Here is a 16469-nt window from a genome sequence, read left to right as displayed (position 1 = left end):
GAGTTCACCGATGCTGCGCAAGACACTCAACGCATCGCGATTGCAGGACGAGGTGAAGCGCCGCCTTCAGCGCTTGCAGGAAGTGGTGGAGGACGGCGTGAAGATCGTCGTGCCGCGTCCGCAAATTCAGGCCGTCGACCGCACGGGCTGCAACTGGACGATGAAGCACTTCGGCAATGCGGCGGGCTTTGAAGCGAGCATCGCGGGCGTGCTCGCGCAGGTGCAGAAAGCGTACAACCTCGCGGAAGGCGACGAAGCAGCGGACGCCACCGAAGGGGAGGAAACGCCGCGCCGTGCAGCGGCCGATCCATTCGGCGGCGCGGGCACATCGAATGCACCCCTCAATCCGTTCGGCGACACGACGCGCGCCGCGAAGGCGAATCCGTTCGGCGATGCCACGCCCGCGAAGTCGGGCGGCGATCCGTTCGGCGCGCCGCCGGCTCCCGATGACGAAGCGAACGAGCCGCCGCGCAAGCGCCCGGCGAACCCGTTCGGCGACTGAGGCCGCCTAGCTTTCCGGCGTGGCCGTCTTGCGCGGACGGCGCGGGCGCGCCGGGGTCTTCTTCGGCGCCTTCTTGCTGGGCGCGGCGGCTTGCGCAGACGCGGATTCGGCCGGCTCGGCCGCTGATTCCGGCGCGCCGTCGTGCGTAACGTCGTGCACGGCCTCGGCGGTTTCTACAGCCTCAACAGCCTCAACAGCAGGCTTCGCGGCCTTCTTGCGCGCCGTGCTCTTGCGCGAAGCGGTCTTGCGGGCGCGACGGGGCGCTTCGGGCTCGGCTTCGGCCTGAGCTTGCGGCGCGTCAGCCGTATCGACGTCGAAAGGCGGCACTTCGAACAGCGGCATCGCCGCGTCGTGACGGCGCGTGTCGGCGAACAGGTCGCCGTGCTGCGTGTCGGCTTCGAACACCTGCACGTCTTCGCGCTCGCTCGCTTCGAATGCCACCGCGGCGTCGTTCGATTCATTCGCATGATTCGACTCGCGCGCCTCGTCGCCCTGAGCCTGCGCGTTGCGGCCATTGCGGCGACCCTTGCGGCGCGAGCGCGATTCGTCGTTGCGCGGTGCGGGCGTTTCCTCGGCAGCGGGCGTCGTAGCGGCCGTGGTGGCGCTCGTGAACGCCGCAGGCGTGCCCGCCACCGCCGGCGGGCTCGTGCGCGTCACGTAAGTGCCGGACTTCTCGTCGCGGCCCACTTCGAGCAGGCCGCGCGCCTGCGCTTCCTCCAGCAGATTGCCGAACGCGCGAAAGCCGTAGCGCGCCTCGTTGAAGTCCGGACGGCGGCGCTTGATCGCGCTCTTGAGCACCGAGGCCCAGATCTTGCCGCTGTCGCCGCGCTCGTAACCGAGCGCATCGAGCGTTTCCACGGTGAGCGCGATGGCCTTGGCCTTGCGCTCCTCGCCGCGCTCCTCGGCGCTCTCCGGCTTTGCCTGACGCTCGTCGCCGCCCTGGCGCTTCGCGTTCGCGCCGCCGTCGCGGCCCTTGCCGCGCGACTGCTGTTCGCGCACGAGTTCGCGCACCAGATCGTCGTAAAAAATGAATTCGTCGCAATTGGCGACCAGCAGGTCGGACGTGGAGTGCCGCACGCCCACGCCAATCACTTTCTTCGCGTTCTCCCGCAGCTTCGAGACGAGCGGCGAGAAGTCGGAGTCGCCGCTCACGATCACGAACGTGTCGACGTGCGATTTCGTATAGCAGAGATCGAGCGCGTCCACGACGAGGCGGATATCGGCGGAATTCTTGCCCGACTGGCGCACGTGCGGGATTTCGATCAGCTCGAAACTCGCTTCGTGCATCGAGGCCTTGAAGCCCTTGTAGCGTTCCCAGTCGCAATAGGCCTTCTTCACGACGATGCTGCCCTTGAGCAGCAGGCGCTCGAGCACCGGCTTGATATCGAAGCGGTCGATCTTCGCGTCGCGCACGCCGAGCGCGACGTTCTCGAAGTCGCAGAACACCGCCATGCTGACGTTTTCCTGAGGGGAGGCCATGTGATTCGTTTGTTCCATCTACGGTACGAACGTACATGATAGCCCCTCGCGGCCAGGCGGGCTGAAAACCGGCAACCGGCCACCCGCGATCAAGACGATTTCGATCTCGATCGCCCGCCGATCCGCGCTCGACGAAACCCCTCGCAGTTCATATGTGAAACGCCGCGCGCGCGATGGAGTCCGTTGCGCGCGCAAGCATGCTGCGTTTCTGTGGTTTTTGCACGAACGTGCCTGAAAGGCCGGTTTTTTCATGGTTTGGTCACACACGCTACCTAAGCTTGCGCGGCCCATTCACTCAGCGTCGGATGGGTACCAAAAAAATCGATAACGACTCGACACAACAGAGGACTCCCATGGCTGTTTGCTTCAAGGGCAAATTCGGCGCGTTTTGCGCGACCGTCTTCGCCGCGCTATTCGTTGCGCTTTTCGTGAGCGCGTGTGGCTCGTCGGTGAATTCCACCGTCGCGGGCACGACCCAGCAGATTCGTCACGTGTTCGTGATCACGCTCGAAAACGAGAACTACACGACGACGTTCAGCTCGACCACCAAGGCGCCGTATCTGGCGAATACGCTGACTTCGCAGGGCGCGCTCGTGCAGCAGTATTACGGTACGGGCCACGTCAGCCTCGACAACTATATTTCGATGATCAGCGGTCAGTCGCCGACGCTGCAGACCGATAACGACTGCACGACCTACGAGGACTTCAGCCTCACGGGCATGACCTCGGACGGTCAGGCTATCGGCACGGGCTGCGTGTATCCGGCCAGCGTGAAGACCATCGCCGACCAGCTCACGGCCGCGAACCTCACGTGGAAAGGCTACGAAGGCGACATGGGCAACGACCCGGCGCGCGAGGCGGCGACCTGCGGCCACCCGACGCTGAACACCACCGACCTGACGAACACCCAGGAAGCCCCGAACGCCACCACGCCGCTGGGCGACTCGTACGCCACGCGTCACAACCCGTTCATGTATTTCCACTCGATCATCGACTCGCCGGACTGCGAGAAGAACGTGGTGAATCTGAACAACCTGACGACCGACCTCAAGACGGTCGCGACCACGGCGAACTTCAACCTGATCACGCCGAGCACCTGTGACGACGGCCACGACTCGCCGTGCGCGAACGGCGCGACGGGCGGTCTCGTGTCCGCCGATGCGTTCCTGCAAAAGTGGGTGCCCATCATCATGGCGTCGCCGGCGTATCAGCAGGACGGTCTGCTGATCATCAACTTCGACGAAAGCAGCTATGCCTCGGTGAGCATGCCGAGTTCGAGCGAGGTGGACTTCACCTTCGCGGGCGACACCTGCTGCAGCCAGCAGGAAGGCCCGAATCTCGGCACCTTCCCGCAGTCGGCGACGATGGGCACGGTGCCCGCCGCGTACCTGACGAAGCTCGGCATGACCGTGCCGTCCGGCGTGACCGGCAACATCAATCTCGTGCTCACGAAGACGAGCTACGGCGGCGACCGCACGGGCGCCGTCATGCTCTCGAAGTTCATCAAGCCGGGTACGGTGTCGACGGTGCAGTACAACCATTATTCGATGCTCAAGAGCATCGAGGACATCTTCGGTCTGACCCACCTCGGTTATGCGGGGCAGTCGGGGCTGGTCGGTTTCGGCAAGGACATCTTCACGAGCCTCTAAGCCGATGACCGTTTTCCACGCACGTCAGGCGGCGCGTCGCGCCGTCGCGACTGCGCTGGCCGCCGGCGCAACCGCGCTGGCGGCTTTGGCCGCATCGGGTATCGGTGCGGCGCATGCGCAGTCTTCGTCACCCGGTTCGCCCGCGCAATCCCAGCCCGCGCTCAGCGACGTTGCCTCGCTCGGCAAGCTCATCTTCAACGACCCGTCGCTGTCCGCGTCGGGCCGCATGTCGTGCGCGAGCTGCCACAGTCCCGCGCATGCCTACGGTCCGCCCAACGGCCTCGCCGCGCAACCCGGCGGCGCCGATCTGCATGCGCAGGGCACGCGCGCGGTGCCCACGCTCGGCTACGTGCTCAACCGCACGCCGGTGTGGACGCACGTGCAGGCCGCGAGCGTCTTCGAGCGTCTGACCGATGCCGACAGCCCGCCCGCCGGCGGCTTCGCGTGGGACGGCCGCTACAACACGCTGCACGATCAGGCGCTGTTCCCGCTGTTCAATCCGAACGAGATGGCCAATCGCGATAGCGCGCAAGTGGCCGCGAAGCTGGAGCGCGCGCCGTACGCCGCGCGGTTCAAGCAACTGTTCGGCGAGACGATTTTCGTCTCGAAGGATGCGGCCGTGCATCAGGCGATGCAGGCGGTCGAGCGCTTCGAACTCGAAGAGCCGGGCTTCCATTCGTACACCAGCAAGTTCGATGCGGTGCTCGAGCGCAAAGCCGAATTCACCGCGAGCGAAATGCGCGGCAAGAAGCTGTTCGACGATCCGAACGGCGGCAATTGCGCGTCGTGCCATATCGATCAGGTCGGCGCGAACGGCGCGCATCCGCTCTTTACCGATTACCAGTTCGAGGCGCTTGGCGTGCCGCGTAATCCGGAACTGCGCGCGAACCGCGATCCGAAGTATTTCGACAAAGGTTTGTGCGGTCCGGTGCGCACCGACGTGTCGAGCAACAAGAATTACTGCGGTCTGTTTAAAACGCCCACGCTGCGCAACGTGGCTACGCGCGAAGTGTTTTTCCATAACGGGCGTTTTCATACGCTGCGCGACGCACTGCGTTTCTACGTGGAACGCGATACGAATCCGGAGAAGTGGTATCCGAAGGATCGCCACGGCCATGTCGTGAAGTTCGACGATCTGCCCGCAGCGGAGCGCGTGAATGTCGATACTGTCGATGAGCCGTTGACGCGCAAGCCGGGCGGCAAGCCCGCCTGGAATGCGCGCGATATCGACGATGTGATTGCGTTCCTCAAAACGCTCGACGACGGTTACCTGCCGACCAATCCGCCTACGGCGGGCGCGAGATTCGTGAAGATCAGCACGACGAGCGCGCCAATCAAGCGCCAATCAAACGGCAATGAAGCGGCAATGAAGCGGCAATGAAGCGGCAATGAAGCGGCAATGAATCGTCAATAAAATTCGCGGCGCGCGTAATTAAAAGAGCGCGCCGCGATTTAATCAAACAACGGTTTTAAACTGCGGGCGCACTATACCCGAGCAACGCGCTCGCGGCGGCCGCTTCGTCGCGCAGCGCGCGTCCGATCGGACCATCGGGCGTGGCGTCGAAGCCGCCCGTCGCGCCGAGCGCCGTGAGCACCGCGCAGAGCTTGCCGGTGTGATCGAACAGCGGTGCCGATACCGCGCTGATCCCCTTGAGATTCGTATCCTTCACGCTCGCGCAGCGCGCGCGTTGCACGGCGCTGCGCAACGCGCCGATCGGATCGCGCGCGTCGAATTGCGCGAGCTGGCCGAGCAGATCGGCGTCGGCGTGCGCGAGTTCTTCCTGCGCCTGTGCGAGCACGCGCGTATCGTCGAGCAGGCCCAGAAACACGCGTCCCGTCGACGACCAGAGCAGCGACATCACCGAGCCCACACGCACGTTCACCGTGACGGGCAGGCCCGGTTCCTCGAAGCGGATGATCGTCGGCCCCTTGTTGCCCATCACCGCGACGAACGACGTCACTTCGAGCGATTCGCGCAGCCGCACGAGTGCAGGCTCGGCGATGCGCACGGGATCGGCCTGACGCATCGCGGCCACGCCGATCATCATCGCCTCGGGACCGAGCTGATATTGCTGCGTGGCGCTGTCCTGCGCGACCAGTCCTTCTTCGATCAGACTCACCAGATAGCGATGCACCTTCGCGGGACTTTCGCTCACGAAGGCGGCGAGTCCCGAGAGACTCGCGCGGCCGCCGAGGCGCGCGAGACCCTTGAGCACGGCCATGCCGGTCTGCGCGGACTGCACGCGCTGGCGGCGCTCGCGAGTCACCGGCGTGACGGGCGCGTCGGCGTTTTCAGGGGCGGATGAGGCGGGCGCGGCGCGTGACGATTTGCGTCGTGCGGCGGCGGGCGCGGCATGCCTGGCGTTCGTGGCGGTCGTGGCGGAAGCCGCGGGCGTGGACGTTGCGGTTTTTTTCATACGGCGATTCTAGTGTCAGGGCCGCTCCGCGCGGATGACGGCGTGGGCCGAGGTTAACCCCTATCTCGCAATTACGCAATGCGTACTAGAGTTACGCAAAACGAAATCGACGTAACGTCGACGCACCCAGCAGGAGGCAGGACGATGAGCGAGACACCTTCACAAACGTCCGGGCGATGCCCGTTTCCCCACGCGGCGCAGGCGGCTCCGAATACGCAGGACGCCGCGCGCTGTCCGATGCATGCGAATCATGCGGTGAGCACCCACGCCGCCGCATTCGACCCTTTCAGCGACGGCTATCAGCAGGACCCGCCCGAATACGTGCGCTGGGCGCGCGAGCAGGAGCCGGTGTTCTACAGCCCGCAACTCGGCTATTGGGTCGTCACGCGCTACGACGACATCAAGGCGATCTTCCGCGACAACCTCACGTTCTCGCCGTCCATCGCGCTCGAAAAGATCACGCCCACAGGGCCGGAAGCGAATGCAGTGCTGGCGTCGTATGGCTACGCGATGAACCGCACGCTCGTGAACGAGGACGAACCGGCGCACATGCCGCGTCGCCGCGCGCTGATGGAGCCGTTCACGCCCGAGCATCTGAAGCATCACGAGCCGATGGTGCGCCGTCTCACGCGCGAGTACGTCGATCGTTTCATCGACTCGGGCCGCGCCGATCTCGTCGATCAGATGCTCTGGGAAGTGCCGCTCACGGTGGCGCTGCATTTTCTCGGCGTGCCCGAGGAGGACATGGATCTGCTGCGCCAGTATTCGATCGCGCATACGGTCAATACGTGGGGACGTCCGCGTCCCGAGGAGCAGGTCGCGGTCGCGCACGCGGTGGGCAACTTCTGGCAGTTCGCGGGCAAGGTGCTCGACAAGATGCGCCAGCAGCCCGACGGTCCTGGCTGGATGCAATACGGCATTCGCAAACAGCAGGAACAGCCGGACGTCGTCACCGACTCGTATCTGCATTCGATGATGATGGCGGGTATCGTGGCCGCCCACGAAACCACCGCGAACGCCACGGCCAATGCGATGAAGCTGCTGTTGCAGCATCCGCGCGCGTGGCGCGAGATCTGCGAGGACCCGAGCCTGATTCCGAACGCGGTGGAGGAGTGTTTGCGCCACAACGGTTCGGTGGCTGCGTGGCGTCGGCTCGTCACGAAAGACGTGCGGATTGGCGGCATCGAGATTGCGGCGGGCGCGAAGTTGTTGATCGTGACGTCGTCGGCGAATCACGACGAACGTCATTTCGCCGACGCCGATCTGTTCGATATTCGCCGCGACAACGCCAGCGATCACGTGACCTTCGGCTATGGCTCGCATCAGTGCATGGGCAAGAATCTCGCGCGCATGGAGATGCAGATTTTCCTCGAGGAGTTCACGCGCCGCCTGCCGCATATGCGGCTCGCCGAGCAGCAATTCTCTTATGTGCCGAACACGTCGTTCCGGGGTCCGGAGCATGTCTGGGTCGAGTGGGACCCGAAGCAGAATCCCGAACGCGCGAACCGCGCGCTGCTGGATGCCGAGGTGCCGGTGCGTATCGGCGAGCCGTCGGCGCATGCGTTGAGCCGCCCGGTGGTGGTCGAGCGCGTGGAGCGCGTGGCGCAGGACATCGTGCGCCTGCGTCTGGTCGCGCCCGATGGCGGCGTGCTGCCGCGCTGGGCGCCGGGCGCGCATATCGACGTCGAATGCGGCGAGAGCGGCGTCTCGCGTCAGTACTCGCTGTGCGGCGATCCGGCCGACACGCACGCGTTCGAGATCGCGGTGCTGCGCGAAACTGAAAGTCGCGGCGGTTCCGTGTGGGTGCACGACACGCTGCGCGAAGGCATGCGTCTGAAGATTCGCGGCCCGCGCAATCATTTCCGGCTCGATGAAGAAGGACGCCGCGCGATTTTCATCGCGGGCGGCATCGGCATCACGCCGGTCAGTGCGATGGCGCGCCGCGCGCGCGAACTCGGCATCGACTACGAACTGCATTACAGCGGCCGTGCGCGCGCAAATATGGCGCTGATCGACGAACTCACGCAGTTGCATGGCGAGCGGCTTTGCGTGCATGTGTCGGAGGAAGGCACGCGCAACGACTTCGGCGCGCTGCGCGTGGATGCGCTGACGCGCGTCTATGCGTGCGGTCCGGCGCGCATGCTGGAAGCGCTCGAAGCCGCGAGCGCGGCGTGGCCCGAAGACGCGTTGCGCGTGGAGCATTTCGCGGCGAGCGTGGGCAAGCTCGATCCGGCTGACGAACATGCCTTCGAGGTCGAACTCAAGGATTCGGGACTCGTGCTGCCGGTTGCCGCCGATCAGACCGTGCTGGACGCACTGCGCCGCGCGAATATCGACGTGCAGAGCGACTGCGAAGAAGGCCTGTGCGGATCGTGCGAAGTGCGCGTGCTGGCGGGCGAGATCGATCATCGCGATGTCGTGCTTACGCGCGCCGAACGCGACACGCAGACGCGCATGATGGCTTGCTGTTCGCGTGCGAAAGGACAGCGCATCGTGCTCGAACTCTAGCGTCGCCGAAGACTGCCGCGCGAGCGAGACCGCATCAAGACACCATCAAGACTAAAAAGATATCGTTTGGAGACACAAGGATGAGCAAGACCGTGGAGGTGACGGGCGTCGTCGACGCGAGCCGGTTCGGCCCGTATCAATTGCTGGTGGTGGCGCTGTGCGCGCTGTGCCTCGTGATGGACGGCTTCGACGTCCAGGCAATGGGCTACGTTGCGCCGGTCGTGATCCGCGAATGGGGCATTGCGAGGGAAACGCTTGCGCCGGTGTTCGGTGCGGGGTTGTTCGGCATGCTCATCGGTTCGCTCACGTTCAGTGCGCTCGCCGACAAGATCGGCCGCCGTCCCGTGCTGATCGGCGCGACGCTGTTTTTCTCGGCGTGCATGATCGCCACCGGTTTTGCGCAGACGATCGAGCAACTGATCGTCTGGCGTTTTCTCGCCGGTCTCGGTCTCGGCTGCATCATGCCGAACGCGATGGCGCTCGCGGGCGAATACAGCCCGCGCCGGATCCGCGTCACGCTGATGATGATCGTGTCCTGCGGTTTCACGCTCGGCGGCGTGGTGGGCGGCCTCATCACCGCTGTGCTGATTCCGGCGTTTGGCTGGCGCGCGGTGTTCTTCGTCGGCGGCGCCATTCCGCTTGCGATGGGCGTGCTGATGTGGCTCGCGTTGCCGGAATCGATCCAGTTCCTGCTGTTTCGCCAGCAGGGCAGCGCACGCGGCGCGGCGCGCGTGCGCCGGCAACTTGCGCGTATCGCGCCCACGCTCGCGTTGCCTGATGACGTCGTGCTCACGAGTGCCGAAACGCGCTCGCGCGGCCTGCCGTTCGTCGAGCTGTTCAAGGAAGGCCGCGCACGCGTGACGGTGCTGCTGTGGATCGTGAACTTCGCGAATCTGCTCGATATGTATTTCCTCTCGAACTGGCTGCCGACCGTGATCCGCGACGCCGGCTATTCGACCCAGACCGCCGTGCTCGCGGGCACCGCGCTGTGGGGTGGCGGCGTGATCGGCACGCTGCTGCTCGGGCGCATCATCGACATGGCTGGGTTTACGCGCGTGCTGGCCAGCACGTTCCTGATCGCCATCGTGTCGACGGCGGCCATCGGCAATCCGGCGGTGATGGTTTCGGTGGTCGCGATGTTCGTGGCGATTTTCCTCACGGGTTTCTCGATCATCGGCGGGCAGCCCGCGCTCAACGCGCTCGCCGCGACCTACTATCCGACGTCGCTGCGCTCGACAGGCATCGGCTGGAGCCTCGGCGTGGGACGCATCGGGTCCGTGGTCGGCCCGGTGCTCGGCGGCGCGCTGCTGCATCTGAACTGGTCGTCGTCGGCGCTGTTCGTGGCGGCGGCCGTGCCGGCGTGCATCTCGCTCCTCGGCATCATGGCGATCCATCGCGCGAACGCCGCACAAACGCGCACCGAAATACGGGTTTCTCCGTAGCCACTCCGGGCGAATGCCGACTTCCGGCCTGACGAATGCCGGCTTCTTCGAAAACGAATTGTTGGTCGTGCGCTGCTCCACCAAACTGGTGCCTGTCGCGACGCGGTGCGAGATAACGCCGCGCGCAGAAAACAAGGCATAGAGAGGAGGTGACGGTGGAGAGGCGAGCGGCGCGCAAGATCAGCGACATCGCGCGGCACTGGGCGCAAACAACGCCCGATGCCACGGCGATACGCGAAGAGGGCCGGGAAACCGGCTTCGGCCAGCTCTGGCAGAACGTGGAGGCGGCGCAACGCTTCCTGCGCGAACAGGGGGTGGGCACGGGCGACCGCGTGATGGTGGTCGCCGAAAACTGTTCCGCCGTGATCGCGCTGCTGTTCGCGCTCTCGGAGATCGGTGCGTGGCCGGCCATCGTCAACGCGCGGCTGTCCGAGCGCGAAATCGAAACCATCCGCGCGCACTGCGGGCCGCGTCTCGTGCTGTTCACGCACGCCGCGTCGCCCGACGCGCTGCGTCATGGCGTGCGTCATCGCGCGAAGGAAATTGCGCCCGAAGGCCTCGGCCCGCTCATGATGGCCGACGCCGATCCCGCAGCCACGCGCGAGCCCGAGGCGCTCGCGCATGAAGTCGCGCTGCTGATCTACACCTCGGGCACGACGGGCCAGCCCAAGGGCGTGATGGCCACGCATCGCGGGCTGCTGCATTTCGCGCGCGTGTCCGCGACCTCGCGTGAGATGAGTCCCGCCGACTGTGCCTATGCGGTCATGCCGATGTCGCACATCTTCGGCCTCGCCACGCTGCTGCTCGCCACCTTCGAGGCGGGCGCGAGCCTGCATCTGGCCGCGCGCTTTTCTGCGGAAGAAGTCGTGCGTGCGCTCACGGCCGCCGAAATCTCCATCCTTCAAGGCGTGCCGACGATGTTCACGCGCATCGTCGCTTACGTGCGCGAACACGGCGGCGCCGTGAACGCGCCGCGTCTGCGCTATCTTTACACGGGCGGCGGACCGCTCGACCCCACGCTGAAACAGCAGGTCGAAACGCTGTTCGGCATGCCGCTGCATCACGGCTACGGCATGACGGAATATGCGGGCTCGCTGTTCATCACACGCATGGACCGGCCGCGCAAGGACGTGTCGTCGGGGCAGATCGTCGAGGGCGCGGAACTGCGCGTGGTGGGCCCCGATGGCCACGAAGTCGCGCGCGGCGAAGCGGGTGAACTGTGGGTGCGCGGACCGGGCGTGATGCGCGGCTACTATCGCGAACCGCGTTTGACCGAAGAAGCGATCGACGCCGACGGCTGGCTCAAGACCGGCGACCTCGGCCGACTCGAAGCCGACGGCGCGCTCTTTATCGTCGGCAGATCGAAGGATCTCATCATCCGCTCGGGCTTCAACGTGTATCCGATCGAAGTCGAATCGGTGATCAACACCTATGACGCGGTGCGTTTGTGCGCGGTCGTGGGCCGCACCGACGCCGAGGGCAACGAAGAGGTCGTGGCCTTCGTCGAGCCGAAAGAGGGCGCGACGCTCGATATCGACGCGCTGCAACGCTATATCGGCGAGCGGCTTTCGCCATACAAGCGGCCCGCGCAGATCGTGCCCATCGACATGATTCCCACCACGGCGAGCGGCAAGCTGCAGAAGCAGCCCTTGCGCGAGCTTGCGGCGCGGCGTCGCTGAACGCGCGCCTGTTCTGTCCAATCCATTCAAGTACGCCCACTCAGGACCGACAATAATGATTCGCGACCAGGAAACGATGAACGTTCTGCTCGATAACGTCGCGCGCTTCGTGCGCGAGCGTCTCGTGCCGAACGAGGAACGCGTGGCGGAAACCGATGAAATTCCCGCCGATATCGTCAACGACATGAAAACGATGGGCCTGTTCGGCCTGACGATTCCGGAAGTCTACGGCGGCCTCGACCTGACGATGGAAGAGGAAGTGCTGGTGATGTTCGAGCTCGGCAAGACCTCGCCCGCGTTCCGCTCGATCATCGGTACGACGGTGGGTATCGGCTCGCAGGGTATCGTGATCGACGGCACCGAGGAGCAGAAGGCCACGTGGCTGCCGAAGCTCGCCACCGGCGAAGTGATCGCGAGTTTCGCGCTCACCGAACCGGGCTCGGGTTCGGATGCGGCGTCGCTCAAGACGCGCGCCGAACGCCGCGGCGATTATTACGTGGTGAACGGCACCAAGCGTTTCATCACGAACGCGCCGCAAGCGGGCATGTTCACGCTGATGGCGCGCACCAATCCCGACGAACCGCGCGCGGGCGGCATTACGGCGTTTATCGTCGATGCAAAAACGCCGGGCATCAGCTTCGGCCGCCGCGATCGCAAGATGGGCCAGAAGGGTGCACATACTTGCGACGTGATTTTCGAAGACGTGAAAGTGCCCGCGCAAAACATCATCGGCGGCAAGGAAGGCGTGGGCTTCAAGACGGCGATGAAAGTGCTCGACAAGGGCCGCATTCATATTGCCGCGATCTGCGTGGCGGTGGCGCAGCGCATGCTCGACGACGCGCTGCGCTATGCGATGGAGCGCGAGCAGTTCGGTCAGGCGATCGGCGAATTCCAGCTTGTGCAGGCCATGCTGGCCGATAGCCAGGCCGAGCTTTACGCCGCGCGCTGCATGGTGCTCGACGCCGCGCGCCGTCGCGACGAAGGCAAGAACGTGAGTACCGAGGCGGCCTGCGCGAAACTCTTCGCGTCGGAAATGTGTGGGCGCGTGGCCGATCGCGCGGTGCAGATTTTTGGCGGTGCGGGTTATATGGCGGAATACGGCATCGAGCGTTTCTATCGCGACGTGCGCCTGTTCCGTATTTATGAAGGCACGAGCCAGATTCAGCAGATCGTCATCGCGCGCAATATGATGCGCGAGGCGGGTGCGCGTTAATAGATTGAATCGCTTTGATTTGAATGAAAAGAAACGGCGGCGCAATTTCAATGCGCCGCCGTTCTTTTTTTTAAAGCGTGAATTATTCGAGCCGGCCGATGCCATCGGCCACGAGCAGATCGACGAGTTTGCGTGCGAACAGCGGCAACGCATCGCGATCGTTCACACAGATTTGCAGTTTGCGCACGGCCCATTCGTCGGTGAGGGGCACGATCTTGAGCGCCATGGTTTGCGCATGGCGGCGCGCGCTGCCTTCGGGCAAGACGCCAATGCCGATATTCGCTTCGATCATGCGGCAAGCGGCTTCGAAATTGCCCACTTGAATGCGCCAGCGAATGGTGCGCTGCAAATCCGACGAGGCGCGCTTCAAAAACGCGAAGATCGCGCTTTCGTCGGGCGGACCCACGAAATCGTAATCGAGCGTGCTCGCAAATGCCGTTTCGCTGGCCTGCGCGAGCGGATGCGAAAGCGCGGTCACGAGCACGAGCCGATCGCGCCGATACGGCATCGCCTGCAATCCCTCGGTGCGGATTTCGCCCGCCACGATGCCGATATCGATGGTGCCGTCCTGCACCGCGCGCACGATATCCGGGCTCAAACGTTCGTGAATATCCACGTAGACATCGGGATGATTGATCAGGTAAGTGCGCAGCACCGCGGGCAGAAACTCGCTCATTGCCGTGGTGTTGGCGAAAACGCGCACGTGGCCTTTCACGCCCTGCGAATACTCCTGCAGATCGCCGCTCAATTGTTCGAGTTGCTTGAGCACGCGCCGCGCATGCGCGAGCAGCGTTTCGCCGGGCGCGGTGAGCGTCACGCCCTGACTCGTGCGCGACAGCAGCTTGACGCCGACCTGTTCTTCGAGATTCTTGATGCGCGTGCTGGCCGCCGGCAGCGACAGATGCGCGCGTTCTGCGCCGCGCGTGAGGCTGCTGGCTTCCGCGACGTGCGTAAAGAGCTTCAGGTCGACTAGATCGAAATGCATTGCTCCGCCTGGGTGGTGACTGTGCGTGCGCCGTTCGGTCTACGGTATGCCAATGCGTGAAGCATGGGCGCGCATCGACGCACATTGGCGATTATTGCGCCGCATTGCAACATGCGCCATTAGCGAAATCACGGGTTAATCGTGGACGAAACGGGCGTTCGGCATATCCAAATTGTGCGTGCGTGCGCCTTGCGTCAAGCTGGCAAGCAGACGGTGAATCAGACTGTGACACGGTGTGCGGCCAGTGACGCCGGGCCCGCGCCGGCTACGGCAATCAGTCGAATAACGCGCCGCGCAAGGCGGCCTGGAGGAAGACGAAAGATGACGACGCAACGGATGCTGGACGGCAAAGTGGTGGTGGTGACGGGCTCGGGCGGCGGCATCGGCCGCGATATCGCGCTGGCCATGGCGCGTCAAGGCGCGAAAGTCGTGGTCAACGACGTGGGCGCGTCGCTCGCGGGCGAGGGCCATAACGACGGTCCCGCGCAGGCCGTGGTCAACGAGATCGCCGCGTTCGACGGACAGGCGACGGCGAACACCGATAGCGTCGCCGACCCGCAAGGCGCCGCGCACATCGTGCAAAACGCGCTCGACGTGTTTGGCCGCATCGACTGCGTGGTGAACAACGCGGGCATCCTGCGCGACCGCTTCTTCCACAAGATGAGCGAAGAAGAATTCGACGCCGTCGTGAAGGTGCATCTGTACGGCTCGTACTATGTGTCGCGCGCGGCCGCCGATCACTTCAAGGAACAGCGCAGCGGCGCGTTCGTGCATATGACGTCGACGTCGGGCCTGATCGGCAATCTCGCGCAGGCCAATTACAGTGCGGCGAAACTCGGGATTGCGGGGCTGTCGAAATCGATCGCGCTCGATTTGCAGAAGTTCGGCGTGCGCTCGAACTGCATCGCGCCGTTTGCGTGGAGCCGCATGATCAATTCGATCAAGATCGATTCGGCCGAGCAGGAAGCGCGCGTCGAAAAGATCAAGCAGATGACGCCCGCCAAGATCGCGCCGCTCGCCGTGTTTCTCGCGAGCGAAGAGGCCGCCGATGTCACGGGGCAGATCTTCGCGGTGCGCAACAACGAAATCTTCCTGATGAGCCAGCCGCGTCCGGTGCGCTCGGTGCATCGCGGCGAAGGCTGGACGCCGCAGAGCATCGCCGAGCACGCCATGCCCGCGCTGCGCAAATCGTTCCATACGCTCGACGTTTCCGCCGACGTGTTCAGCTGGGATCCGATCTGATGACGCGCGCCGCGCGCGTGATCGACGCGGACCAGCTCGATCTCGCGCAGTACGTGCGCCCCGGCGATACGGTGGCGTGGGGCCAATGCGGCGCGGAGCCGCTGGCCCTCACGACGCGCTTGATGGCGCAGCGTCACGCGATTGCGCGTCAGGCGAAGTCGGGCGGACGTTTTCGCGTCTTCGTGGGCGCGACGTGGTCCGACGCACTCGATCCCGCCTGCGCCGATGTCGTCGATTTTGCGGGCTATGGCGGCGCGGGCGCGAATCGCGCGCTCGAACGCGCGGGGCTGCTCGACATTCTGCCGTGCCACTACTCGCAGTTTCGCGAGACGCTCACGCGCGGTCCGAACCGCGTCGACGTGCTGCTGTTGCAGGTCGCGCCCGCCGACGAAGCGGGGCGTTACAGCCTCTCGGTTGCGCACGAATATCTGGTGCCGCTGATCGACAGCGCGCGCGTGGTGATCGCGGAAGTCAATGCGGCCGCGCCGTGGACGCATGGCGAGCGCGTGTTGGTCTCGCACGACTTCGACGCGCTGATCCACACCGAACGCATGCCGCTCGAAGCGCCGCTCACGCTTGCGGGCGACGTCGAAGCGCGCATCGCCACGCACGTTGCGGGGCTGATCGAAGATGGTTCGACGCTGCAATTGGGGCTCGGCGCGCTGCCCGAAACGATCGCTGCGCGTCTGCATGATCGCCGCGATCTGGGCGTGCATACCGGCGCATTCGGCGACGCGCTTGCCGATCTCACGGAAGCGGGCGTCGTGACGAACGCACGCAAGACGCGCGACGCGGGCGTGAGTGTCGCGGGCACGCTGATGGGCACACGCCGCGCGTATCGCTTCGCGCATCGCAATACGCAGGTGCAGTTTCGTTCGACCGCCTATACGCACGACATCGACGTGCTCGGCAGTCTCGACCGTTTCGTCGCGATCAATTCGGCGCTCGAAGTCGACCTGACCGGGCAGGTGAATGCCGAAGTCGCGGCGGGGCGCTACGTGGGCGCGGTCGGTGGCGCGCTCGATTTCATGCGCGGCGCGGCGCGTTCGCGTGGCGGCATGGCGATCGTCGCGCTCGCGTCGAGCACGCGGCACGGCAGCCGGATCGTTGCGCGGCTCAATGGTCCCGTGAGCACGCCGCGTAGCGACGCTGCGATCATCGTGACCGAACATGGCGTGGCCGATCTGCGCGGACTCACGCTCGCGCAGCGTGTCGCGCGCATGCTGGAGATTGCGCCGCCCGAACAGCGCGAGGCGCTGGCCGCCGCGCATCACGCGCAGCGCGAGACCGTCGCGGCCTGATACGCGAATTCACGCAACACGAAGTCGGCAACCGAATCGAATAAAAAGGAAT

The 16469-nt window shown here is 64.8% G+C and carries 11 protein-coding genes and 1 pseudogene; 9 read left to right on the top strand and 3 right to left on the bottom strand.

Annotated features, from left to right (window positions below):
- Window positions 1–10: 10 nt before the first annotated feature.
- Window positions 11–244: pseudogene (locus tag BMY06_RS38200) on the top strand (hypothetical protein); the annotation flags it as partial.
- A 264-nt stretch (window positions 245–508) separates the two neighbouring features.
- Here the strand turns inward: BMY06_RS38200 and BMY06_RS27145 are convergent.
- Complete coding sequence (locus BMY06_RS27145) at window positions 509–1981, bottom strand: NYN domain-containing protein (RefSeq protein WP_074986382.1); 1473 nt, start codon at window positions 1979–1981, stop codon at window positions 509–511.
- Between the two features lie 353 nt (window positions 1982–2334).
- On the opposite strand from BMY06_RS27145, the gene BMY06_RS27140 reads away from it, so the two are divergent.
- Together BMY06_RS27140 and BMY06_RS27135 are read left to right on the top strand one after the other, a co-directional pair.
- A complete protein-coding gene (locus BMY06_RS27140; RefSeq protein ID WP_074986381.1) occupies window positions 2335–3630 on the top strand; it encodes an alkaline phosphatase family protein in 1296 nt (431 codons plus the stop codon).
- Window positions 3631–3634: 4 nt separating this feature from the next.
- Window positions 3635–5011, top strand: coding sequence for a cytochrome-c peroxidase (locus BMY06_RS27135; protein WP_080180561.1), 1377 nt, complete (start codon window positions 3635–3637; stop codon window positions 5009–5011).
- 88 nt (window positions 5012–5099) lie between these two features.
- On the opposite strand, the gene BMY06_RS27130 is transcribed toward BMY06_RS27135, so the two are convergent.
- Complete coding sequence (locus BMY06_RS27130) at window positions 5100–6047, bottom strand: IclR family transcriptional regulator (RefSeq protein WP_080180560.1); 948 nt, start codon at window positions 6045–6047, stop codon at window positions 5100–5102.
- A 144-nt stretch (window positions 6048–6191) separates the two neighbouring features.
- Between BMY06_RS27130 and BMY06_RS27125 the strand changes: the two genes are divergently transcribed.
- The 4 genes from BMY06_RS27125 to BMY06_RS27110 all read left to right on the top strand — a co-directional run bounded on the left by BMY06_RS27125 (window position 6192) and on the right by BMY06_RS27110 (window position 12889).
- Window positions 6192–8555 carry a cytochrome P450/oxidoreductase gene (locus BMY06_RS27125; protein ID WP_074986379.1) on the top strand — a complete coding sequence of 788 codons (2364 nt, stop codon included), beginning with the start codon at window positions 6192–6194 and terminating at the stop codon, window positions 8553–8555.
- Between the two features lie 80 nt (window positions 8556–8635).
- Window positions 8636–9997, top strand: a complete 1362-nt coding sequence (locus BMY06_RS27120; protein ID WP_065061149.1) for an MFS transporter — start codon at window positions 8636–8638, stop codon at window positions 9995–9997.
- A 149-nt stretch (window positions 9998–10146) separates the two neighbouring features.
- Entirely contained in the window at window positions 10147–11676 is a 1530-nt protein-coding gene (locus BMY06_RS27115) for a class I adenylate-forming enzyme family protein (protein ID WP_080180559.1), read from the top strand.
- Between the two features lie 55 nt (window positions 11677–11731).
- Window positions 11732–12889 (top strand): acyl-CoA dehydrogenase family protein, encoded by a 1158-nt coding sequence (locus tag BMY06_RS27110; RefSeq protein WP_065061150.1) that lies wholly within the window; start codon window positions 11732–11734, stop codon window positions 12887–12889.
- Window positions 12890–12971: 82 nt separating this feature from the next.
- Here the strand turns inward: BMY06_RS27110 and BMY06_RS27105 are convergent, their stop codons facing one another.
- Window positions 12972–13874 carry a LysR substrate-binding domain-containing protein gene (locus BMY06_RS27105; protein ID WP_065061151.1) on the bottom strand — a complete coding sequence of 301 codons (903 nt, stop codon included), beginning with the start codon at window positions 13872–13874 and terminating at the stop codon, window positions 12972–12974.
- Between the two features lie 336 nt (window positions 13875–14210).
- On the opposite strand from BMY06_RS27105, the gene BMY06_RS27100 reads away from it, so the two are divergent.
- Together BMY06_RS27100 and BMY06_RS27095 are read left to right on the top strand one after the other, a co-directional pair.
- Window positions 14211–15116, top strand: a complete 906-nt coding sequence (locus tag BMY06_RS27100) for an SDR family NAD(P)-dependent oxidoreductase (protein WP_065061237.1) — start codon at window positions 14211–14213, stop codon at window positions 15114–15116.
- Window positions 15116–16417 (top strand): acetyl-CoA hydrolase/transferase family protein, encoded by a 1302-nt coding sequence (locus BMY06_RS27095; RefSeq protein ID WP_074986377.1) that lies wholly within the window; start codon window positions 15116–15118, stop codon window positions 16415–16417. Before BMY06_RS27100 ends, BMY06_RS27095 begins: the two co-directional genes overlap by 1 nt.
- Window positions 16418–16469 lie beyond the last annotated feature (52 nt).

Origin of the sequence: Paraburkholderia tropica (assembly GCF_900109265.1) — a bacterium.
GTDB lineage: Bacteria > Pseudomonadota > Gammaproteobacteria > Burkholderiales > Burkholderiaceae > Paraburkholderia > Paraburkholderia tropica.
Note: the sequence above shows the minus strand (reverse complement) of the source record. Positions and strands in the feature narration are given on the sequence as shown.